14 protein-coding genes and 1 pseudogene are annotated in these 21893 nt (G+C 72.4%); 9 read left to right on the forward strand and 6 right to left on the reverse strand.

What is annotated here, in order from left to right; genetic code table 11:
* Nucleotides 1-32 precede the first annotated feature (32 nt).
* Nucleotides 33-1121, reverse strand: a complete 1089-nt coding sequence (locus ACIP98_RS37320; protein WP_319662197.1) for a LacI family DNA-binding transcriptional regulator — start codon at nt 1119-1121, stop codon at nt 33-35.
* Nucleotides 1122-1146: 25 nt separating this feature from the next.
* Nucleotides 1147-2778, reverse strand: a complete 1632-nt coding sequence (locus tag ACIP98_RS37325; RefSeq protein WP_401980687.1) for a glycoside hydrolase family 13 protein — start codon at nt 2776-2778, stop codon at nt 1147-1149.
* A 326-nt stretch (nt 2779-3104) separates the two neighbouring features.
* On the opposite strand from ACIP98_RS37325, the gene ACIP98_RS37330 reads away from it, so the two are divergent.
* From ACIP98_RS37330 to ACIP98_RS37350, 5 genes are all read left to right on the forward strand, one after another.
* Entirely contained in the window at nt 3105-4376 is a 1272-nt protein-coding gene (locus ACIP98_RS37330; protein WP_319662195.1) for an extracellular solute-binding protein, read from the forward strand.
* A 118-nt stretch (nt 4377-4494) separates the two neighbouring features.
* Complete coding sequence (locus tag ACIP98_RS37335) at nt 4495-5496, forward strand: sugar ABC transporter permease (protein WP_319662194.1); 1002 nt, start codon at nt 4495-4497, stop codon at nt 5494-5496.
* A 13-nt stretch (nt 5497-5509) separates the two neighbouring features.
* Nucleotides 5510-6436: a carbohydrate ABC transporter permease gene (locus tag ACIP98_RS37340; RefSeq protein ID WP_319662193.1), complete on the forward strand. Its 927-nt coding sequence runs from the start codon at nt 5510-5512 to the stop codon at nt 6434-6436.
* Nucleotides 6437-6527: 91 nt separating this feature from the next.
* Complete coding sequence (locus ACIP98_RS37345; RefSeq protein WP_319662192.1) at nt 6528-8159, forward strand: glycoside hydrolase family 13 protein; 1632 nt, start codon at nt 6528-6530, stop codon at nt 8157-8159.
* Between the two features lie 31 nt (nt 8160-8190).
* Nucleotides 8191-9228 carry a LacI family DNA-binding transcriptional regulator gene (locus tag ACIP98_RS37350; RefSeq protein WP_319662190.1) on the forward strand — a complete coding sequence of 346 codons (1038 nt, stop codon included), beginning with the start codon at nt 8191-8193 and terminating at the stop codon, nt 9226-9228.
* Between the two features lie 337 nt (nt 9229-9565).
* Here the strand turns inward: ACIP98_RS37350 and ACIP98_RS37355 are convergent, their stop codons facing one another.
* Nucleotides 9566-11041, reverse strand: a complete 1476-nt coding sequence (locus tag ACIP98_RS37355) for a hypothetical protein (RefSeq protein WP_401980690.1) — start codon at nt 11039-11041, stop codon at nt 9566-9568.
* Nucleotides 11042-11366: 325 nt separating this feature from the next.
* On the opposite strand from ACIP98_RS37355, the gene pulA reads away from it, so the two are divergent.
* From pulA to ACIP98_RS37370, 3 genes are all read left to right on the forward strand, one after another.
* Nucleotides 11367-16802: a pullulanase-type alpha-1,6-glucosidase gene (gene pulA, locus ACIP98_RS37360; RefSeq protein WP_401980693.1), complete on the forward strand. Its 5436-nt coding sequence runs from the start codon at nt 11367-11369 to the stop codon at nt 16800-16802.
* 258 nt (nt 16803-17060) lie between these two features.
* The gene (locus tag ACIP98_RS37365; protein WP_319662188.1) at nt 17061-17801 is read left to right on the forward strand and encodes a TNT domain-containing protein; all 741 of its coding nucleotides are present in this window, start codon (nt 17061-17063) and stop codon (nt 17799-17801) included.
* Between the two features lie 10 nt (nt 17802-17811).
* Complete coding sequence (locus ACIP98_RS37370) at nt 17812-18162, forward strand: hypothetical protein (RefSeq protein ID WP_401980696.1); 351 nt, start codon at nt 17812-17814, stop codon at nt 18160-18162.
* A gap of 89 nt (nt 18163-18251) precedes the next feature.
* Here the strand turns inward: ACIP98_RS37370 and ACIP98_RS37375 are convergent, their stop codons facing one another.
* Nucleotides 18252-18761: a GNAT family N-acetyltransferase gene (locus ACIP98_RS37375; protein ID WP_401980698.1), complete on the reverse strand. Its 510-nt coding sequence runs from the start codon at nt 18759-18761 to the stop codon at nt 18252-18254.
* Nucleotides 18762-19005: 244 nt separating this feature from the next.
* Nucleotides 19006-20985: a hypothetical protein gene (locus ACIP98_RS37380; protein ID WP_401980701.1), complete on the reverse strand. Its 1980-nt coding sequence runs from the start codon at nt 20983-20985 to the stop codon at nt 19006-19008.
* Nucleotides 20986-21170: 185 nt separating this feature from the next.
* Between ACIP98_RS37380 and ACIP98_RS37385 the strand changes: the two genes are divergently transcribed.
* Nucleotides 21171-21704, forward strand: coding sequence for a DUF1203 domain-containing protein (locus ACIP98_RS37385; RefSeq protein WP_319662183.1), 534 nt, complete (start codon nt 21171-21173; stop codon nt 21702-21704).
* A gap of 79 nt (nt 21705-21783) precedes the next feature.
* On the opposite strand, the pseudogene ACIP98_RS37390 reads toward ACIP98_RS37385, so the two are convergent.
* A pseudogene (locus ACIP98_RS37390) lies at nt 21784-21893 on the reverse strand (glutamine synthetase); the annotation flags it as partial.

Below are 21893 nucleotides of genomic sequence, written 5' to 3' on the forward strand. Positions count from 1 at the left end.
GATAGTCTGCCATGCCGGGGTAGGCCGTCCGATCAGCCCCCGGTCGGATTCTGTGCATCCCTTGTACGCCTCCAGGCCGACTGCTGTACCGGTACGGCTGCCCCGGCTTGGGGACCTGATGCCGTCGAGCCGCGTACGACCAGTTCAGGCAGGAAGACGAACTCGCTGTGCGGCGCCGGGGTGCCCCCGACTTCCTCCAGCAGCGCGCGCACCGCGGCCTGGCCCATCGCCGTGACCGGCTGGCGGATCGTGGTGAGCGGCGGATCGGTGAACGCGATGAGCGGGGAGTCGTCGAACCCGACGACGGAGACGTCGCCCGGCACGGACAGACCGTGCTGCCGGGCGGCCCGGATGGCGCCGAGCGCCATCATGTCCGAGGCGCACACCACGGCGGTGCAGCCGGCCTCGATCAGCCCCGAGGCGGCCGCCTGGCCGCCCTCCAACGTGAACAGGGAGTGCTGGATACGGTCCTCGGTCTCCCGCGCCGGTATGCCGAGCACCTGGTCCATGCTGCGCAGGAAGCCCTCGATCTTGCGCTGCACGGGGACGAAACGCTTGGGGCCGACCGCCAGGCCGATCCGCTCGTGCCCGAGCGACGCCAGATGCGTGACGGCCAGCCGCATCGCGCCCCGGTCGTCGGGGGACACGAAGGGGGCCTTGATCTTGTCGGAGAAGCCGTTGATGAGCACGAAGGGCACGCCCTGGCCGTGCAGTCGGTCGTAGCGCTCCATGTCGGCGGTGGAGTCGGCGTGCAGGCCGGAGACGAAGATGATCCCGGCGACGCCGCGCTCGACCAGCATCTCGACCAGTTCGTCCTCGGTGGAGCCGCCGGGTGTCTGGGTGGCCAGCACGGGCGTGTACCCCTGGCGGGTCAGCGCCTGCCCGATGATCTGCGCGAAGGCCGGGAAGATGGGGTTCTCCAGCTCGGGCGTGATGAGTCCGACCAGGCCGGCGCTGCGCTGGCGCAGCCGGACGGGCCGTTCGTAGCCGAGCAGATCGAGTGCGGCCAGCACGGACTGGCGGGTTGCCGCGGAGACTCCGGGCTTGCCGTTCAGAACACGGCTGACCGTCGCTTCGCTCACCCCCGCCTGGGCTGCGATGTCGGCAAGCCTTGCGGTCACAGGATTGGACTGTACCGGTCGCATCTCAGATCGCCCACCAGATGCACGAATGGGCCGGAAGACGGATGTTTCCGCCGGTGGGCGTCGCGGGCTCGCTGGAGAGCACGAGCCGTCCGGGAACAGGCAGTTCGACGGGTGTGGAGCGGGTGTTCACGGTGCACGCCAGGCCGGGCCGGGCGAGGGCCAGCACCCCCTCGGGGGCGTCCAGCCACCGCATCGGGCCGTCGCCGAGGCCGGGCAGTTCGCGGCGCAGCCGCAGGGCCGCGCGGTACAGCTCCAGGGTGGAGGCGGGGTCGCCGGTCTGGGCCTCGACGCTCAGCCCCGCCCAGGAGGCCGGCTGCGGCAGCCAGCTGCCCCCGCTGCCGAAGCCGTACGAGCTGCCCCCGGCCGTCCACGGGATCGGCACCCGGCAGCCGTCGCGCAGACCGTCCTGGCCGTTGGCGCGGAAGAAGGAGGGGTCCTGGCGGACATCGTCGGGCAGGTCGGTGACCTCGGGCAGGCCGAGCTCCTCGCCCTGGTAGACGTAGACCGAGCCGGGCAGCGCCAGCATCAGCATCGCCGCGGCGCGCGCACGGCGCAGCCCGGTGGCGCCGCCGCCGTAGCGGGTGACGTGGCGGACCACGTCGTGGTTGGACAGCACCCAGGTGGTGGGGGCGCCGACGGAGACGGTGGCGGCCAGCGACTCGTCGATCACCGCGCGCATGGCGGCGGCGTCCCAGTCGCAGCGCAGAAAGTGGAAGTTGAAGGCCTGGTGCAGCTCGTCGGGGCGCACGTACAGCGCCATCCGTTCCGGGGTGGGGGCCCAGGCCTCGGCGACGCCGATGCGCTGCCCCGGGTAGCCGTCGAGCAGCCGCCGCCATGAGCGGTGGATCTCGTGCACCCCGTCCTGGTCGAAGAACGGCAGCACCTGGGAGCCGATCATCGTGACCTGCTCCTGGTGCCCGATGTCGGGCAGGCCGGGGGCCTTGACCATGCCGTGGGCGACGTCGATGCGGAAGCCGTCGACGCCGAGGTCGAGCCAGAAGCGCAGGATCCGGTCGAACTCCTCCCGCACCTCGGGGTGGTCCCAGTCGAGGTCGGGCTGCTCGGGCGCGAACAGGTGCAGGTACCAGTCCCCGTCGGGGACGCGGGTCCAGGCCGGCCCGCCGAAGACCGACTCCCAGTCGTTGGGCGGCAGTTCGCCGTTCACGCCCTTGCCCGGGCGGAAGTGGTAGCGCTCGCGGTCCGGACCCCCGTGCCGGTCCGCGAGCGCGGCCCGGAACCACGCGTGCCGGTCGGAGGTGTGGTTCGGGACGATGTCCACGATCACCCTCAGACCCAGCTCGTGCGCGGTCCGGACGAGGTCGTCGGCGTCCGCGAGGGAGCCGAAGAGGGGGTCCACGGTCCGGTAGTCGGCGACGTCGTAGCCGCCGTCGGCCTGGGGGGAGGCGTAGAACGGGGTCAGCCAGACGGCGTCGGCCCCCAGCTCCGCCAGATAGGGCAGCCGCGCCCGGACGCCGGGCAGGTCGCCCACCCCGTCGCCGTCGCCGTCCGCGAAGGAGCGCACGTACACCTGGTAGATGACGGCGCTGCGCCACCAGTCGGGATGCGCGTCCTCGGGCCGGTCCGCGGCCGCGGGGGCCTCGCCGTGGACGACGGGTGCGAGCTCTTGGGTCATGTCGGTCCCTCGTGAGTCGGCGCCGGTCCCTGCCGATGATTCCCATCCAGCGCCCCGATCGGCAATACCTTTCAGAAATTTGCGGAAGATGGCGTAACGCCTTCCAGGCAGCCGGCGCTCCCACGGCACGTCTCCTCCCGGCAACTGCGAGGACACACGCGCGTAACGATCGGAAGATCTTGCAAGTCTTTGCAGCAAGGTCTTTCGGGGAGCTTTCATCCCTGTTACGTTCCTCGACAGCCCGGCGGCCGCAAAGGTGCAGTCGGCAGGGGGGTCGCGGAGACGCGCCCCGCAGTATCACGGGCTTTCATCCTGGAGGAGATCACATGCGGCGTGGCATAGCGGCCACCGCGCTGGTTGCGGCGCTCGGGCTCGCGGCAACGGCTTGCGGCGGCGACGGCGGCAGTGACAAGGCCGACGGCCCCGTCACCATCACCTGGTGGGACACCTCGAACGCCACCAATGAGGCGCCGACCTACAAGGCCCTGGTCGCGGACTTCGAGAAGGCGAACCCGACCATCAAGGTCAAGTACGTCAACGTCCCCTTCGACGCGGCGCAGAACAAGTTCGACACCGCGGCCGGCAGCAAGGGCGCCCCCGACGTGCTCCGCTCCGAGGTCGGCTGGACGCCCGCGTTCGCCAAGAAGAGCTTCTTCCTGCCGCTGGACGGCACCGAGGCCCTCGCCGACCAGGACAAGTTCCAGGCGTCCCTGCTCAAGCAGGCCCAGTTCGACGGCAAGACCTACGGTGTCCCCTTCACCACCGACACCCTGGCGCTGGTCTACAACAAGAAGCTCTTCCAGCAGGCCGGTGTCGCCGACGCCCCCAAGACCTGGGACGACCTGAAGGCCGCCGCCAAGACCATCAAGGCGAAGACCGGTGCCGACGGCTTCTGGCTGAACACCGCGTCCTACTACGCCCAGCCGTTCCTGTACGGCGAGGGCACCGACATGGTCGACACCTCCGCCAAGAAGATCACCATCAGCGGTGCGGCCGCCGTCAAGGGCCTCACCACGTGGCAGAGCATGTTCTCCGGCGCCGGGCTGCACAAGGCCGACACCACCGCGGACGCCTACGCCCACATCCAGGACGCCTTCGTCAACGGCAAGGTCGCCGCGATCATCCAGGGTCCCTGGGAGATCACCAACTTCTACAAGGGCTCCGCGTTCGCCGACAAGGACAACCTCGGCATCGCCCCCGTCCCGGCCGGCTCCGCCGGTTCGGCCGGCGCCCCCACCGGTGGCCACAACCTCGCCGTCTACGCCGGCTCGGACAAGGCCCACCAGGCGGCCTCGCTGAAGTTCGTGAAGTTCATGACCTCGGCGAAGAGCCAGACCACCATCGCCCTGAAGAACTCCACGCTGCCCACCCGCTCGGACGCGTACACCGCCGAGGTGACCGCCGACCCGGGCGTCAAGGGCTTCCAGGCGGTCCTGTCCTCCGCCCAGCCGCGCCCCGAGCTGCCCGAGTACAGCTCCCTGTGGGGCCCGTTCGGCGACGAGCTGACCAAGGTCGCCGGCGGCAAGGAGCCGCTGGACAAGGGCCTGGACAACGCGGCCGTCGCGATGGCCAAGCTGCTGCCCGACTACAGCAAGTGATCCCCGCGGCCGCCGGCCCCGCCCCCGAACCGGGCGGGCCGGCGGCCACCGGCTGTTCCACCCCGGAAGACGCCCCGCAAGTCACCCCGGAAGACACCCCGTAGAGAAGGCCCCAACGATGACAGTCGCCGTCGAGGGCGCGGTGCAGAAGTCCCGCGATACGCGTGGATCACGCCCCGGTCCGATCGAGCGCCTCAAGCGCTCCTACCAGAAGCACTGGTACGCGTACGCGATGATCGCCCCGGTGGTCGTCGTGCTCGGCGTCCTGGTGGGCTACCCGCTCGCCCAGGGCCTGTACCTCACGCTCACCGACGCCAACAGCCTGAACTCGGCCCGCACCATCGGCGTCAACCACATCGACGCCACCTACCAGTTCATCGGCCTGCACAACTACGCCGACATCCTCTGGGGCCCGACCTCCTACGACCGCTTCTGGTCGCACTTCATCTGGACGGTGATCTGGACCGCGGTCTGCGTCGCCCTCCACTACGGCCTGGGCCTGGGGCTCGCGCTGCTGCTCAACCAGAAGCTGCGCGGCCGCACCTTCTACCGCATGATGCTGATCCTGCCGTGGGCGGTGCCGACCTTCGTCACCGTCTTCTCCTGGCGGATCATGCTCAGCGACTCCGGGGTGGTGAACTCCGTCCTGGGGGGTCTCCATCTGCCGCAGCCGCAGTGGCTGGAGGACTCCACCTTCCAGCAGATCGCCGCGATCGGTGTCAACACCTGGGTGGGCGTGCCCTTCATGATGGTCTCGCTCCTCGGCGGCCTGCAGTCGATCCCCTCGGAGCTGTACGAGGCCGCCGAGATGGACGGCGCGAACGCCTGGCAGCGCTTCCGCAACGTCACCCTGCCCGGCCTGCGCTCGGTCAGCAGCACCGTCGTGCTGCTCGGCATCATCTGGACGTTCAACCAGTTCGCCATCATCTACCTGCTCTTCGGCAGCGGCGCACCGGACGCGCAGATCCTCGTGACCTGGGCCTACCAACTCGGGTTCGGCCAGCAGCCGCGCGACTACGCGCAGTCCGCCGCCTACGGCGTGCTCCTGCTGTCGATCCTGATCGTCTTCACCACCTTCTACCGCCGCTGGCTGGCCCGCCATGACCAGCTCGCCGCCTGAGGGGATCAGCAGCATGAGCACCACGACCCAGACCACGATCCCGGGCTCCGGCCCCGCCGGCGATCCCCACGCCGCCGCGTCCGAGAAGGAGCGCCCGGGCCGGTACCGCCGCGGCCGGCGCAGCCGCACCGCGTCGGTGCTGTCGCACGGCGTGCTGATCGCCGCCAGCGTCGTCGCCCTCTTCCCGATCGGCTGGCTGGTCTTCCTCTCGCTCGGGCCGGACAAGGACGACTACCTGCACCCGGGCCGGATCCTGGACAAGGCCGGCTTCTCCAACTACTCCTTCGTCCTGGAGCACACGGGCTTCCTGACCTGGTTCGGGAACACCCTGATCGTCGCCGGGTCCACCTGCGTCATCGGCGTGCTGATCGCGGCCACCACCGGCTACGCCGTCTCCCGCATGCGCTTCCCGGGCTACAAGAAGTTCATGTGGGCGCTGCTGGTCACCCAGATGTTCCCGGTCGCCGTGCTCATGGTCCCGATGTACGTGATCCTCTCGGACCTGGGCCTGATCGACACCTACGGCGGCCTGATCCTCATCTACTGCTCCACCGCCGTGCCGTACTGCGCGTGGATGCTCAAGGGCTACTTCGACACGATCCCCTTCGAGATCGACGAGGCCGGCCGCGTCGACGGACTCAGCCCCTTCGGCACCTTCTGGCGGCTGGTGCTGCCACTGGCCCGGCCCGGCCTGGCGGTGGCCGCCTTCTACACCTGCCTCACCGCCTGGGGCGAGGTCGCCTTCGCGACCACCTTCATGCTCGACGACGGCAAGTACACCCTCGCCGTGGGCCTGAGCAGCTTCGTCAGCGAGCACGACGCGCAGTGGAACTACATGGCCGCCACCGCGGTGCTCATCGCCATCCCCGTCAGCTTCGTCTTCTACCTCGTGCAGAAGCACCTGGTCACCGGCCTCACGGCCGGCGCGGCCAAGTCCTGACCGCACGACCCGGGGCACCCGGCCCGACGGCCGGTTGCCCCGGCCCTGCCTCCATCGCCGTACCGCGACTCCAATCCTCCAAGGGATCACCATGACCCAGTACCTGGCGGACTCCACCCGTCACCCCCACGCCTCCGACCAGCCCGTGGCCGCCACGGACTGGTGGAGAGACGCGGTCATCTACCAGGTCTACCCCCGGAGTTTCGCCGACGGGAACGGCGACGGCATGGGCGACATCCCCGGTGTCCGCGAGCGCCTCCCCTATCTGCGCGACCTCGGGGTGGACGCCGTCTGGCTGAGCCCCTTCTACGCGTCCCCGCAGGCCGACGCCGGTTACGACGTGGCCGACTACCGGGCCATCGACCCGATGTTCGGCACCCTGCACGACGCCGACGGCCTGATCCGCGACGCCCACCGGCTGGGCCTGCGGATCATCGTCGACCTCGTCCCCAACCACTCCTCCGACCAGCACGAGTGGTTCAAGCAGGCGTTGCGCGAGGGCCCCGGCTCCCCGCTGCGGGCGCGCTACCACTTCCGCCCCGGCAAGGGCGAGAACGGCGAACTGCCGCCCAACGACTGGGAGTCCATCTTCGGCGGACCGGCCTGGACCCGCGCGGCCGACGGGGAGTGGTTCCTGCACCTGTTCGCGCCCGAGCAGCCGGACTTCAACTGGGAGCACCCGGCGGTCCAGGACGAGTTCCGCTCGATCCTGCGGTTCTGGCTCGACATGGGCGTCGACGGCTTCCGCATCGACGTCGCACACGGTCTGGTGAAGGCCGACGGCCTGCCCGACATCGGCGCCCACGAGCAGCTCAAGCTGCTTGGCAACGATGTCCTGCCCTTCTTCGACCAGGACGGCGTCCACGACGTGTACCGCTCGTGGCGGCGCATCCTCGACGAGTACCAGGGCGAGCGCATCGCCGTCGCCGAGGCCTGGACGCCCACCGTGGAGCGCACCGCCCACTACGTCCGCTCCGACGAACTGCACCAGGCCTTCAACTTCCAGTACCTGGGCACCAAGTGGGACGCCCGGGAGCTGCGCGAGGTCATCGACCGCTCGCTGGACGCCATGCGTCCCGTTGCCGCGCCCACCACCTGGGTGCTGTCCAACCACGACGTCGTCCGCCACGCCACCCGGCTGTCCGCCGACGAGAAGAGCTACGACGTACGCCGCGCCCGCGCCGCCTCCCTGCTGATGCTGGCGCTGCCCGGCTCCGCGTACGTCTACCAGGGCGAGGAACTCGGCCTGCCCGAGGTCACCGACCTGCCGGACGAGGCCCGCCAGGACCCGGCGTTCTTCCGCGCCGCCGGCCAGGACGGCTTCCGCGACGGCTGCCGGGTGCCGATCCCGTGGACGGCGGAGGGCAGCTCGTACGGCTTCGGCAGCGGGGGCAGCTGGCTGCCGCAGCCGGCCTCCTGGGCGGGGCTGAGCGTCGAGGCCCAGACCGGCGACCCCGCCTCCACCCTGGAGCTGTACCGCGCGGCCCTGCGGCTGCGCCGCGAACTGCCCGGCCTCGGCGCGGGGGAGTCGGTGCACTGGCAGGACGCCCCGGAGGGCGTGCTGGTCTTCCGCCGCCCCGGCTTCGCGTGCACCGTCAACACCACCGGCGCCCCGGTGACCCTGCCGGCGCCCGGCGCGGTGCTGCTGAGCAGCGCTCCCGTCGAGGTCACGGCGGACGGGGTGGTCCTCCCGTCCGACACGACCGTCTGGTGGGCCGTTTGACGTGCGCCGCGGTCGCATAGGGTCGGGGACTGTGAACACCACGGCCCGCCTCGCCGACATCGCGGCCCAGGCGGGGGTCAGCGAGGCCACCGCCAGCCGCGTGCTCAACGGGAAGGCGGGGGTCGCCCCCGCCACCCGGCAGAGGGTGCTGGCCGCACTGGACGTGCTCGGTTACGAGCGCCCGGTGCGGCTGCGCCGGCGCAGCGCCGGCCAGATCGGTCTGATCACCCCCGAGCTCAACAACCCGATCTTCCCCGCCTTCGCCCAGGTCATCGAGCAGAACCTGACCGGCTACGGCTACACCGCGGTGCTGTGCACCCAGCACCCCGGCGGCTCCACCGAGGACGAACTGGTGGAGGCGCTGGTGGAGCGAGGGGTGCGCGGCATCGTCTTCCTGTCGGGCCTGCACGCCGACGTCACCGCCGACCCCGAGCGCTACGCCCGGCTCCTCGGGCAGGGCGTGCCCTATGTGCTGGTCAACGGCTACAACCCGGCGATCGCCGGGCCGTACATCTCGCCGGACGAGCGCGCCTCGGCGCGTATCGCCGTCCAGCACCTGGTGGAGCTCGGCCACCAGCGGATCGGCCTGGCCGTCGGGCCCAACCGCTATGTGCCGGTGCACCGCAAGGTCGACGGCTTCGTCGAGGCGCTCGGTGACTTCCTGGGCCTCGGCGAGGAGGCGGCGGCTGGCTGCGTGCAGCACACGCTGTTCTCCGTCGAGGGCGGCCACGCGGCCGCCGGCGCGCTGCTGGACCGGGGCTGCACGGGCATCGTGTGCGGCAGCGACCTGATGGCGCTGGGGGCCGTGCGGGCGGCGCGGGAGCGGGGGCTGACGGTCCCCGGGGACGTCTCGGTGGTCGGTTACGACGACTCACCGCTGATCGCCTTCACCGATCCGCCGCTGACCACGGTCCGGCAGCCGGTCGAGGCGATGGGCGCGGCCGCCGTGAACGCGCTGCTGGAGGAGATCGGCGGCAATCCGGTGCAGCGTTCGGAGTTCGTCTTCCAGACGGAGCTCGTCGTGCGCGGTTCCACCGGCCAGGCACCCGGCGGCGGCCGGCGCTCCTGACCGAGGGCGCCCGCACGGGGTTCCGCCGCGGCGCGCCGAGGTGTGCGCCGGGGCGGACCCCGGGACCCGCCCCGGGCGGGGCGCGGCGGGGTGGCTCGTCGGCCCCGGGATCCGCCTCCGTCGATGTCTCCGGTCCAGCCGGCCGGGCGCGTGGGGCCGCCGTCAGGGGCGGACCCCCGGCCGGCCGGACCGGGATGAGGAGGAACGTAACAGCGCCTCACGCCGGGATGGAAGGCCCCTGCTGAAACTTTCTGCAAGATTCTGCAGGTAGGGGTGGTGGAGGGCGGTGGAGGGCGGTAGGGAGCGGTGGGGGAGGCGGGGCGGTGGGCCGACGGGGTCAGGGGGCGATGCCCACGCCCGGCAGCCGGCCGAGCACCCGCTCCCGCGCGGCGGACAGGGCCGGCCAGTGCAGGCCCCCGGGTCGCGGGCGGACGCGGGAGGCGTACGGGCGCGGGGTGTAGTCGGGGGCGAAGAAGCACCCGGTGCCGTAGACGGCGTCGAACGCCGGGCAGGAGGCCGCGACCGACGCCGGGGTGGGCTTGCGGCCGGTGCGCACCCAGTCCGCCAGGGCGTCGACGGCGGCGGCGTACTCCGCCGTGCTCAGTTCGCTGTGCTCGGTCTCCCGGGTGAAGGTCTGCGCCAGCAGGCGACCGCGGTGGGCACCCTCCAGGGAGGCCCGGTAGGCCGCCTCGTGCTCGACGAACGCCGTGGGGTCGTCGATGGCGTGCATCGTGAGCACCGGGACGGAGACCGCGCCGGTGACGTCGCTGTCGAAGGACAGGTCGCGCGTGGCCGCGGGGTCCGCGGAGAAGCGCTCCACGCCCGCGTTGAGGGCCGCGTCGTCGTGCGATCCGGTGTAGCGCACGGAGGCGTTGCCGAACGGATTGCGGCCGCCCAGCCGGTTGACCACGATGTCGCGGAAGGTGAAGGTCGCGAAGCGCAGGTGCGACTCCAGCGTGCGCTCGGGGATCCGCGTCACCGCGAGGATGTCGTCCAGGTTCCGCTGCTGCAGGGGCGTGCGCTCCTGCGGCGGTGACGCGAAACCGGTGCACTCCTGCAGCCTGGAGCGCAGGCCCGCGCTCGTCATCGTCGAACCCTCGCGCAGTCCCGTCCACAGCGGGTACGGGGGTTCGGTCGGCCGCGGGTGGTTCTGGCAGTAGTACTGGTAGACCACGCGCAGGTCCACCCGGTAGTCGTAGCCGCGCGAACCGCCGCCCAGGACACCGCTGGTCAGCAGCGCGCCGTCGTACGGAGCGTGCCGGCCCGTGCCGTAGATCTCGGCGACCTTGGCCGCCACGTCGCCTCCCCAGGACTGGCCGTGGACGAAGGTCCGGCGCGGGGTGCCGAAGCGGCCGACGAACAGCCGCCGCACGTTCTCGGTGTCCGCGGCGGCCATCCGCGTGCCGTAGCCGCCGCGGCGGTACGACGAACCCGCCCAGGCGTACCCCTCCTCGACCATCACCGACCAGCGCTCCAGGTCGCCGGTGCTGCGCTCGGGGTCGGAGCCGTCGCCGAGGTCGGGGCCGCCGTGGGCGTGCACGACCAGCGAGCCGTTCCAGTCGTGCGGGACGGCCATCGCGTAGAAGGCGCCGTTCGCGTCCTGGCCCCGGTAGCAGGTGGCCTCCGCGGCGAGGCTCGCCGGGCACGGCGCGGGGGAGGGCCCGTCGGCCGCGACGGCCGGGACGGGGCCGGCCGCGCCGGCGGCGAGGAGTCCGGCGACGGCGGCGACGCGGCCCCGCGCGGACCGGCTCCGTGCCGACGGCACCGGCACCGGCACCGCGGAGCGTGTGCGGCGAGAGAAGTGTCCGAGCATCTCCTCGTCTCCCTTCGGTCTTCCCGCGCACCGTTGCGCGGCGCACCGATGGTCGATGACCGCAGGTCGGGGGTCCAGGGACTCCGGGTTTGCGTTCATAGAGTTCGGTGACGCGCCGTCAGGACCGGTGTCGAGAGGGGCTGTCCGGGGACGGAACCCGCCCCGGTGCGACCGCATTGGAAATCCTTGCGACATCTTGCTGTAAGACCCGCGCAAGGGGTACGGTCCCGCTCACGGTCCGGCACTGCCGCCGGGCCACGGCTCATGGCGCGTGGGCTCCCCGAGGTACACCCGTCCGCACACGGATTCCGCAAGGAGAACCCCCGTGGCCCAGCCCACCGGGCTGCCCGCGTCCGCCGCGCGTTCACGCGCGCGCAGACGCGGAGCCGCAGCCGTCGCGGTGGCGGCCCTCGCCGCCGCCCTCGCCGTCCCCGCCTCGGCCCCCGCGGCCTCGGCCGCCGCCCCGCCCGCCCCGCCGTCCGACGCCGTGCTGGCCGCACAGCCGGCCCGCCACGACCTGACGCGGGAGCAGTTCTACTTCGTCCTGCCGGATCGTTTCGCCAACGGTGACTCCTCCAACGACAGGGGCGGCCTGACCGGCACCCGGCTCAGCACCGGCTACGACCCCACCGACAAGGGCTTCTACCAGGGCGGCGACCTCAAGGGGCTCACCAAGCGGCTCGACTACATCAAGGGCCTCGGCACCACCGCGATATGGATGGCGCCGATCTTCAAGAACCGGCCCGTGCAGGGCACGGGCGATCAGGCGTCGGCCGGCTACCACGGCTACTGGATCACCGACTTCACCCAGGTCGACCCGCACTTCGGCACCAACGCCGACCTCACGTCGCTGATCTCCAAGGCCCACGCCAAGGGCATGAAGGTCTTCTTCGACGTCATCACCAACCACACCGCCGACGTCGTGGACTACGACGAGAAGTCCTACGGCTACCTCTCCAAGGGCGCGTTCCCGTACCTGACCAAGGACGGCGTGCCCTTCGACGACAGCGACTACGCGAAGGGCGGCCACGGCTTCCCCGCCGTCGACCGCGACTCCTTCCCCCGCACCCCCGTCGTCACCGCGAACAGCAAGGTCCCCGCCTGGCTCGACGACCCGGCGATGTACCACAACCGGGGCGACTCCACCTTCGCCGGCGAGAGCGCCGACCAGGGCGACTTCTCCGGCCTGGACGACCTGTGGACCGAGCGTCCCGAGGTCGTGAAGGGGATGGAGGAGATCTACCAGAGGTGGGTCCGCGACTTCGCCGTCGACGGCTTCCGCATCGACACCGTCAAGCACGTCGACCTGCCCTTCTGGACCCAGTGGGCCACGGCGCTGGACGCGTACGCCGCGCAGCACGGGCGCAAGGACTTCTTCATGTTCGGCGAGGTCTACTCCGCCGACACCGCCATCACCTCCCCGTACGTCACGCAGGGCCGCCTGGACTCGACGCTGGACTTCCCCTTCCAGGACGCCGCCCGCCAGTACGCCTCCCAGGGCGGCTCCGCGGCCCGGCTCGGCTCGGTCTTCGGCGACGACTACCGCTACACCACCGACAAGGCCAACGCCTACGAGCAGGTCACCTTCCTCGGCAACCACGACATGGGCCGCATCGGCACGTTCCTGAAGCAGGACAACCCGAAGGCCGACGACGCCGAACTCGTCCGGCGCGACCGGCTCGCCAACGAGCTGATGTTCCTCTCGCGCGGCAACCCCGTCGTCTACTACGGCGACGAGCAGGGCTTCACCGGCGCGGGCGGTGACAAGGACGCCCGCCAGACGATGTTCGCCTCCAAGGTCGCCGACTACCTCGACGACGACGAACTGGGCACCGACCGCACCCACGCGAGCGACGCCTACGACACCGGCGCCCCCCTCTACCGGGCGATCGCGAAGCTGGCCGCGCTCCGCAAGGCCCACCCCGCCCTGGCCGACGGCGTCCAGACCGAGCGCTACGCGGCCGACGGTGCCGGGATCTACGCCTTCTCCCGCACCGACGCGAAGACCCGGACCGAGTACGTCGTGGCCGTGAACAACGCCACCGAGGCACGCACCGCCGACGTCCCCACCGGCTCCGCGAACACCGCCTTCACCGCCCTGTACGGCACCGAGGGCTCCGTCACCAGCGGTGGCGACCGGAAGATCGGTGTCACCGTCCCGGCGCTGTCCACCGTGGTCTACCAGGCGAGCAGGCCGCTCGGCGCCCCCGCCGCCGCCAGGCCCGCCCTCACCCTGAAGGCCCCCGCCGCGGGCGCCACCGGCACCGTCGAGCTCTCCGCCGATGTCGACGGCGGGCAGCTGAACCGGGTCGTCTTCGCCGCACAGACCGGAAACGGGCCGTGGAAGGTGCTGGGTTCGGCCGACCACGCGCCGTACAAGGTCACCCAGACGGTCGGCGACGACGTGACGCCCGGCACCGCGCTGCGGTACAAGGCCGTCGTGATCGATTCCGCCGGCCGGACCGCCGCCGCCACCGCCGACACCACCAGCGGCACTCCGGCCCCGCCGCAGCCCCCGGTGGCGAGCAGCCGCGACTACGCGGTCGTCCACTACAAGCGGTCCGACAACAACTACGCCGACTGGCGCCTGTACGCCTGGGGCGACATCGCCGACGGCGAGGGCACCACCTGGCCCGCCGGCCACGACTTCATCGGCCGCGACGCCTACGGCGCCTTCGCCTATGTGAAGCTCAAGCCGGGCGCGTCCAGCGTCGGTTACCTCGTCATCGACAAGGACGGCACCAAGGACGTCGCCGCCGACCGCTTCATCGACGTCACCAAGAACGGTGAGATCTGGGTCGAGCAGGGCAAGGAGGCCGTCGCCACCCAGGCCCCCTCCGGCACCGAGCCGGGGCAGGACCGTTCCAAGGCCGTCCTCCACTACCACCGTGCCGACGGCGATTACACCGGCTGGGGCCTGCACACCTGGACCGGCGCCGCGAACCCGACCGACTGGACCGCCCCGCTGCAGCCGGTGCGGACCGACGCCTACGGCGCGGTCTTCGAGGTGCCGCTCGCCGCGGGTGCCACGTCGCTCAGCTACATCCTCCACAAGGGCGACACCAAGGACCTGCCCGCCGACCAGTCGCTCGACCTCGCCACCTACGGACACGAGGTGTGGCTCCTGAACGGCACCGAGAAATACCTGCTGCCCACCACCACGGGCTCCTCCGCCGACCTCGACCTGTCCTCGGCCAAGGCCCAGTGGATCGACGCCGACACCGTCGCCTGGAAGACCGGCGACACCGCCGCGAGTCACCAGTTGGTCTACGCCCCGGACGGCGGCCTGGCGGTCGAGGACGGCGCTCTGACCGGCGAGGGCCACTGGCTCCGTCTCGAGCGCGTCCCGGGTGGTCTGACCGACGCCCAGAAGGCCCGCTTCCCCCACCTGAAGGACTACGCGGCCTTCAGTATCGACCCGCGCGACCGCGACCGGGTCCGCACGGCGCTCACCGGGCAGATCATCGCAACCCAGCACCTCGCCGATGGAGCCCTGCTGTCGGCCACCGGCGTCCAGATCCAGGGCGTCCTGGACGACCTGTACGCCGCGAAGGCGACCAAGGCCGCGCTCGGCCCGGTCTTCTCCCACGGCAGGCCCACCCTCTCCGTATGGGCCCCGACCGCGCAGTCCGTCACCCTGGACCTGGCCGGACGCACCCTCCCGATGCGGCGCGACGCGGCCACCGGCGTCTGGAGCGTGACCGGTGAGCGGAGCTGGACCGGCAAGCCGTACCGCTACGCCGTGAAGGTCTGGGCGCCCAGCGTGCAGAAGGTCGTCACCAACACCGTCACCGACCCCTACTCGGTCGCCCTGACCGCCGACTCCGAGCAGAGCCTCGTCGTGGACCTCGACGACAAGGCGCTCGCCCCGGGCGGCTGGTCGCACCTGGCCAAGCCCAAGGCGGTCGGCCTGAACAACGCCCAGATCCAGGAACTCCACATCCGGGACTTCTCCGCCGAGGACGCCACCGTCCCCGCCGCGGACCGGGGCAAGTACACCGCCTTCACCGACACCGGCTCCGCCGGCATGACCCATCTGCGGGCGCTGGCGAAGTCCGGTGTCTCCTACGTCCACCTGCTGCCGGCCTTCGACTTCGCCACGGTCGCGGAGAAGAGCGCCGACCAGGCCACCGTCGACTGCGACCTGGGCGCCTACCCGGCCGACTCCGACAAGCAGCAGGAGTGCGTGGCCGCGGTCGCCGCGAAGGACGCCTACAACTGGGGCTACGACCCGTTCCACTACACCGTCCCCGAGGGGTCCTACGCCACCGACCCGGACGGCACGAAGCGCACCGTCGAGTTCCGGAAGATGGTGCAGAGCCTCAACACCTCCGGCCTGCGCGTTGTGATGGACGTGGTCTACAACCACACCGCCGCGAGCGGCCAGGACGACACGTCCGTCCTCGACCGGATCGTGCCCGGCTACTACCAGCGCCTGCTGGACGACGGCACCGTCGCCAACTCCACCTGCTGCTCCAACACCGCGACCGAGAACGCGATGATGGGCAAGCTCGTCGTCGACTCGATCGTCACCTGGGCCAAGGAGTACAAGGTCGACGGCTTCCGCTTCGACCTGATGGGCCACCACCCCAAGGCCAACATCCTCGCCGTCCGCAAGGCGCTGGACGCGCTGACCCCCGCGAAGGACGGCGTCGACGGCAAGAAGATCATCCTCTACGGCGAGGGCTGGAACTTCGGCGAGGTCGCCGACGACGCCCGCTTCGTGCAGGCCACCCAGAAGAACATGGCCGGCACCGGCGTCGCCACCTTCTCCGACCGGGCCCGCGACGCGGTCCGCGGCGGCGGCCCCTTCGACTCCGACCCCGGCGTCCAGGGCTTCGCCTCCGGCCTGTTCACCGACCCCAACGGCTCCGCGGCCAACGGCACCGAGGCCGAGCAGAAGGCCCGCCTGCTGCACTACCAGGACCTCATCAAGGTCGGCCTCACCGGCAACCTGAAGTCCTTCTCCTTCACCGACAGCGGGGGCAAGGAGGTCACCGGCGCCGAGGTCGACTACAACGGCTCGCCCGCCGGCTACGCGGACGCGCCGGGCGACGCCCTCGCCTACGTGGACGCCCACGACAACGAGGCACTCTTCGACGCCCTCGCCTACAAGCTGCCGAAGGGCACCTCGCCCGCCGACCGGGCCCGGATGCAGGTGCTGGCCGAGGCCGTCCCGGTCCTCTCCCAGGGGCCGGCGCTCTACCAGGCGGGCTCGGACCTGCTGCGCTCCAAGTCCCTGGACCGCAACTCCTACGACTCCGGCGACTGGTTCAACGCCGTCCACTGGGACTGCCGCGCGGGCAACGGCTTCGGCCGCGGCCTGCCCCCGAAGGCCGACAACGAGTCCAAGTGGCCGTACGCCGAGCCCCTGCTGACCGCGCCCACCCTCACGGTCGGCTGCCCGGAGATCACCGCGGCCTCGGACGCCTACCAGGACCTGCTGCGCATCCGCTCGACCGAACCCGCCTTCGGGCTCGGCACGGCCGCGCAGGTGCGGGACCGGCTCTCCTTCCCGTTGTCCGGCAGGGGCGAGACCCCGGGTGTCATCACCATGAGGCTCGGCGACCTGGTCGTGGTCCTCAACGCCACCCCGCGCGCCCAGGAGCAGCGGGTCGCCGCCCTCGCCGGTACGGGCTACGTACTGCACCCGGTCCAGGCCGCGGGGTCCGACCCCGTGGTCAAGCGGTCCGCCTACGACGCCGCCTCAGGCACCTTCACGGTCCCGGCGCGGACCGTCGCGGTGTACGTCCGCCGGTAGCGCGACGCTCCGTCACCGCCCGGTCGGCGCGCCCCTGCCAGGGGGTGCCCCGGCCGGGCGGTGCTGCGTACGGGCGAACTCCGCGTCCATCCGCGTGAATGCCGGGCATGTCGTCCCGGCATCGTGATCTCCGAGGGGTACGTATCGGGCGGCTCCGGTGACACTCCGTAAACAACGTGGTCCCCGGAAGCCCCACCGTGTCACCGCGGCCGCCCGCCCATGCAACGGCGTGCCGCGGACCACCCTTGGGAGGATTCCTTGAAGCGTCGCCGTCGAATATCGCTTTCCACCGTCTCCGCCCTGCTCGTGCTGCTCGGCAGCACGCTGGCCGGAGCGGGCGGGTCGGCGCAGGCCGACGAACGAGGGCCGGCAGCCGTCGCCCCGACCGTCGTGCCCGGTGCCCCGGCGGATCACGGGCCGGGCGCGAAGCCGAAGTCGCCCCTGGTCGGCGACCCGAAGAACCCCCGCGCCTGTCTCGGGATCGCCTTCACCGACCCCGCGTTCTTCTGCGGCGACCCCCGGCTCGGCCCGAGGTTCCTGCCGAAGAAGGGTGTCCTGGGCGCGATTCTCGCCGACTACCGACGCCTCGGCGGCCAGACCGCGAACGGGTTCATCGCGACCTGGTGGAATCCCAACACGGGCGGCTTCATCTTCCCGCCGAACGACGGCTACCGGTCCGGTGTGACGCCGTTCAGTGTGAGCCTGACCTTCACCGTCGGGCAGAGGATCGACCGCTTCGGCGGCGAGGGCGGCAGGTTCCTGGCGCCGGCCGGTACCCCGTACTTCCAGCGTTCCCTCACGCCGCAGAGCCTCAACACCATTGAGAGCGACTACCCCTTCAACTACCACGTGTACAAGGTCCTGAAGCCCTTCACGGTCCAGGCGGGCTTCATCGAGCCCTGGTTCGGGCAGCCGGGCAACGGCGTCCAGTACGTGCTGCCGCCGGGCGACAGCGTGGGCGCCCACGTGGTCAACGGCGACCTGGCGCGCCTGAACTGACGAGGTCCCGATGAACCGACGTGAGCTGTGCGAGGCGCTCGCCGCCGCGGGCGTGGCCGACGGGTTGTACGAGATCCCCGGCGTCCACGAGAATACCCCGTGCCCCGTGGACTTCAGGTACCTCCGGCAGGAGGGCGACGCCTGGGTCGTGGGCAACCACGAGCGGGGTGTGGACGACCCGCACGGGCGTTTCGGTACCGAGGACGCGGCCTGCCGCTTCCTCTACGACCGGCTCACGAACCGCGGGCCCGGCCCGGGCCCCGGCAGCGAGGAGGAGATGGCGGCGATCCTGCGGGACCGGGAGGAGATCCGGCGGGCGGCCGACGCGGCCTACGACCGGGCCCGCCGCGCACAGCCCTGACCCGCGATCCTGCCGCCCCCGGCGGCGGAGCGGCCCGCCCCGGACCTCCGGGCGGGCCGCTCCGCTTCTGACGCTCTGCTTCTGACGTTCTACAGCTTCTTCTCCAGCAGCGTCACCGGGTACGGGCTGCCCTTGCCGCCCTGTTTGCGGGGCTGCTCGCCGACGACCGTGTAGCCGGCCGTCACGTACCAGTCGCGCAGCCGGGCGTTGCCGGTTACGCAGTCCAGGCGGGCCCAACCGCGCCCCGTGGCGGCGATGCGGCGTTCGGCCTCGGCGAGCATGGCCCGGCCCGCGCCGCGCGGGGCCGTCGCGCGGTCCACCATCAGCCGGTGCACATAGCCGGCGTCCGGCGGCCGCACGCCCCAGGCGGGCTCGTCCGTCCACCACAGCTCCCAGCCGCCGACGACCCGGCCGCCGTTCCTCTCGGCGAGCCACACCTCGCCCTCGGCCATGCGGGCCCGGAAGTGGTCCTCGCCCATCTCACCGGGCTTCCACTGGTCGATGCCCTGCTCCTGCATCCAGCGCGCGGCGCCGTCCCGGAGGCGTACGAGGAGGGGGGCGTCGGAGTGCTCCGCGAGCCGGAAGCCGAGGTCGTTCATGCCGCCATTGTCGTCGACCCGGCACCGGCCCTCGCCGGGCGGGCCCACCGGGCACAAGGCGGAGCGTGCCGGGCGCGCGGCGTCACGGGAACCTGCGCCGGAGGCCGCGGCGCCTGCGCGGGCGGGACGGCCGGACGCGATCCACCTCGAACCACGTCGAACCACGCGGTCACGGGCCGGGGCACGACGGCCGGGGCCGCCGGACCGGTGGCGGGGCGGCCACCGGGCCGACGGCCCCGAGAGGTCAGCGCAGCGTGGTGATCCCGGTGCCCGAGTCGAGCACCGCCGACAGCTCGGCCCGTGCGCCCTGCTCGGCCCGCACCGCCATCGTCGGGCCCTCGGCGGAACCGCTCACGCCGCCGGTGGCCTCGATCCGGGCGACGTCGGGGCTGCCGGCCGCCAGCAGGTACCAGTGCCCGGCCGTGGACTTCCACAGCACCCCGGCCAGCACCTGGGGCACCGACCTGCCGCACGCCCCGGTGTCCTTCGTGCTCTGGCCCACCGGCGCCCCCGGGCTCGCCGGCTCGGCGACCGGCGGCAGGAACAGCGCCAGCGTCCGGCCGTTCGTGCCCGTCCAGGTGTCGGCACGGGTGCACACCCAGGCAGCCCGGCCGTTGTCCTCGGGCAGCGGCTGTTCGGCGTACTGCCAGGCGTTGACCGTACGGACCCCCATGCCCCGCATGGAGCCGAGGTGGCAGGCCGTGCGCGCCCAGCTCGCCAGGGCGTCCTTGCCGGCGGCCTCGGCCGGCGCGGCGCTGTCCGGCGCCTGGTACGTCAGGTGCACCGGCACGAGGTCGCCCAGGTCGGTGAGGAGGAACGGCTTGCCCGTGCCCACGCCCTTCGCCGGCTGGAACTCCAGCGCCGGCCAGGAGGTGCCGCACGGCCCGTTCGCGCCGGCCGGGGAAGTGTCGCTCCCGGCGCCCGGCATCCGCACGGGGTCGGTCACCCCGTCCGCCGTCCGTCCCAGCTTCTGGGCGGGCCGGCCCGGCCCGAGCAGATCGCGGGACGCCGACCCGGTCACCCACGGGGCGGTCAGGAAGCGTGTGTTGCCGTCGATCCTGCCGAGCACCACGGCGGCGGTCGACGCGTCCGCGCCGTCCACCCGCGTGAAGTCCAGGGCCGCGCCGCCCTTGCCGTCGCGGGGCTCCGCGTAGCGCACGAGCCGCAGGCCGTCGTACATCAGCACCACGCCGGCGGCGTCCACGTCGCCCGCGTACAGCAGTTGCGGGGGCTGCGCGGGCAGGCTCTCGGTGGTGCCCTTGGTGGCCGAGACCGCCACCCGCTCGCCGGGGTGGGCCCACACCTGGAGCGCCCGGCCCAGCAGCCCCGCGTCCCCGGCGCGGCCGCCGCGGGCCGGCCAGACGGTGAAGTCCACCCGGGAGGCACGCTTCCACGCGGTGTCGTCCACCCGGACCAGTTGCGCCGGGTCCAGGAATCCCGCGCCGTACGCGTTCGGCGGGCCGCCCGCCGAATACGGCTCCGGTCCGCCGCCCAGCACGGCCACCAGGACCGCCGTGACCGCCACCGCAGCGGCCGCGATCAGCCCGGCCCGGCCGTGCTGCCGCCTGCGCAGCAGATCCGTCGGCCGGGCCTGCACCGTGCACGGGTCGAACCCGCCCGCGCCGAGCAGCCCGTACGGGACCGCCTCCGCGGACTTGAGCGCGGCCCGCGGGTCGGGCGCGTCGGCGGCGGCGAGCAGTTTGCGCACCTCGCGGCCGTCGGAGCGGCGCAGGTTCTCCAGTTCCAGCAGCGCGTACGCCGCCCGGGCCGGGGCGTCGAGCCCGGCCAGCGCCCGGTCCAGGGCCGCCTCGTCCGTCCCGCCCGCCTTCGGGTGCAGCCGCAGGCCCCAGACGTGCGGCGGCAGGACACCCGTCGCCGCCTTCCGCAGCCAGCCGCGGGCACCCTCCTCCTGCTCGAACGCCAGCGCCGCGCACAGCACTTCCTGCCGCATCAGCGCGTACGACCGGTCCACCGGGCCGCGCGGCCCGGGCACCCCGAGCGAGGCCGGGTCCGGCTCGCTCGCCGACCTCGGCAGGGCGCGCTGCACCAGGGTGTGCGCGTTCATCACCCGGCGGTGCCTGCCGAGCCCGGCGGGCAGGATCAGATACGCGAGCCGGACCAGATGCGGGTAGTTCTCGACGAGCGCGGCCTCGGCCTCCTCGACGTCCACGATCACGGGAGCGCCGCGCCGGGTCCGGGTGGCGGTCGCTTGTTGAGAAGTCACGTTCCGTAGAACGAGTGAAGCCCGGGGAGGTCACCCCGCCGCACCCGGGTCGGACCCGTCATGGCGGGGAATCACCATGGGCCGCACGGGATGTGACGATGCGTGAGGTCCCGGGCGGCGCCGCGCCGAGCGCGACGTCCGGAACCCGCCGGACCGCCCGGGCTTTCGCGGCGAGGCTGGGGGGCATGACCACGACGTACACCGCCCCTTTCCGTGTCCGCGCCCTCGACCCCGCCGTCCTGGAGCGGCTGCGCCTCACCGACGACGCGGGGCTGACGCCCGAGCCCGCGGTGGACGCCGAGGGCGGCGCCCCGCTGCGCTGCTGCCTGCGCCGCAGCCGCCCCGGCGAGCGCGTGTCCCTCGTCGCGTACGCCCCGTTGCGCCGGTGGGCGGCCGCGACCGGCGCCCGGCCCGGTCCGTACGACGAGACGGGCCCCGTCTTCGTGCACGCCCGCGCGCAGGACTGCCCGGGGCCGCCCGAAGGCGCCGGGTACGCCCCGGCGCTCGGTCTGCACGGCGAGCGGCGGGTGCTGCGCTCGTACGACGCCGGGGGCCGCATCCTGGGCGGCCGCCTGGTGCGGCTCAGCGCGGAGGAGGCCGCGGCGGGCGCGGCCGAGGCCGTGCTCGCCACCCGCTTCAAGGACCCGAGGGTCGCGCTGGTGCACGTACGGGCCGTGGAGTACGGCTGCTTCCTCTACGAGGCCGTGCGCGTCCGGTGAGGCAGCGGCACGCGCCGAGGGCGCCCGTCGTCGTGACGGGCGCCCTCGGCGCGCGGAAGCGGTGGGTGCCGGACCCTGCTCAGACGAGGCCGGCCTTCTCCAGGGCGGTGCAGCAGGTGTCGACGATGAGGCGGGTGACGGTGTAGGGGTCGACGTTGGCGTTGGGGCGCCGGTCCTCGATGTAGCCCT

This window comes from Streptomyces sp. NPDC088354 (genome assembly GCF_044753585.1).
Taxonomy (GTDB): Bacteria; Actinomycetota; Actinomycetes; order Streptomycetales; family Streptomycetaceae; genus Actinacidiphila.

Coding starts and splice junctions, on each gene's coding strand:
- ACIP98_RS37325 (WP_401980687.1), bottom strand. CDS start 2,778: ATGACCCAAGAGCTCGCACCCGTCGTCCACGGCGAGGCCCCCGCGGCC.
- ACIP98_RS37330 (WP_319662195.1), top strand. CDS start 3,105: ATGCGGCGTGGCATAGCGGCCACCGCGCTGGTTGCGGCGCTCGGGCTC.
- ACIP98_RS37335 (WP_319662194.1), top strand. CDS start 4,495: ATGACAGTCGCCGTCGAGGGCGCGGTGCAGAAGTCCCGCGATACGCGT.
- ACIP98_RS37340 (WP_319662193.1), top strand. CDS start 5,510: ATGAGCACCACGACCCAGACCACGATCCCGGGCTCCGGCCCCGCCGGC.
- ACIP98_RS37345 (WP_319662192.1), top strand. CDS start 6,528: ATGACCCAGTACCTGGCGGACTCCACCCGTCACCCCCACGCCTCCGAC.
- ACIP98_RS37355 (WP_401980690.1), bottom strand. CDS start 11,041: ATGCTCGGACACTTCTCTCGCCGCACACGCTCCGCGGTGCCGGTGCCG.
- ACIP98_RS37370 (WP_401980696.1), top strand. CDS start 17,812: ATGAACCGACGTGAGCTGTGCGAGGCGCTCGCCGCCGCGGGCGTGGCC.
- ACIP98_RS37375 (WP_401980698.1), bottom strand. CDS start 18,761: ATGAACGACCTCGGCTTCCGGCTCGCGGAGCACTCCGACGCCCCCCTC.
- ACIP98_RS37385 (WP_319662183.1), top strand. CDS start 21,171: ATGACCACGACGTACACCGCCCCTTTCCGTGTCCGCGCCCTCGACCCC.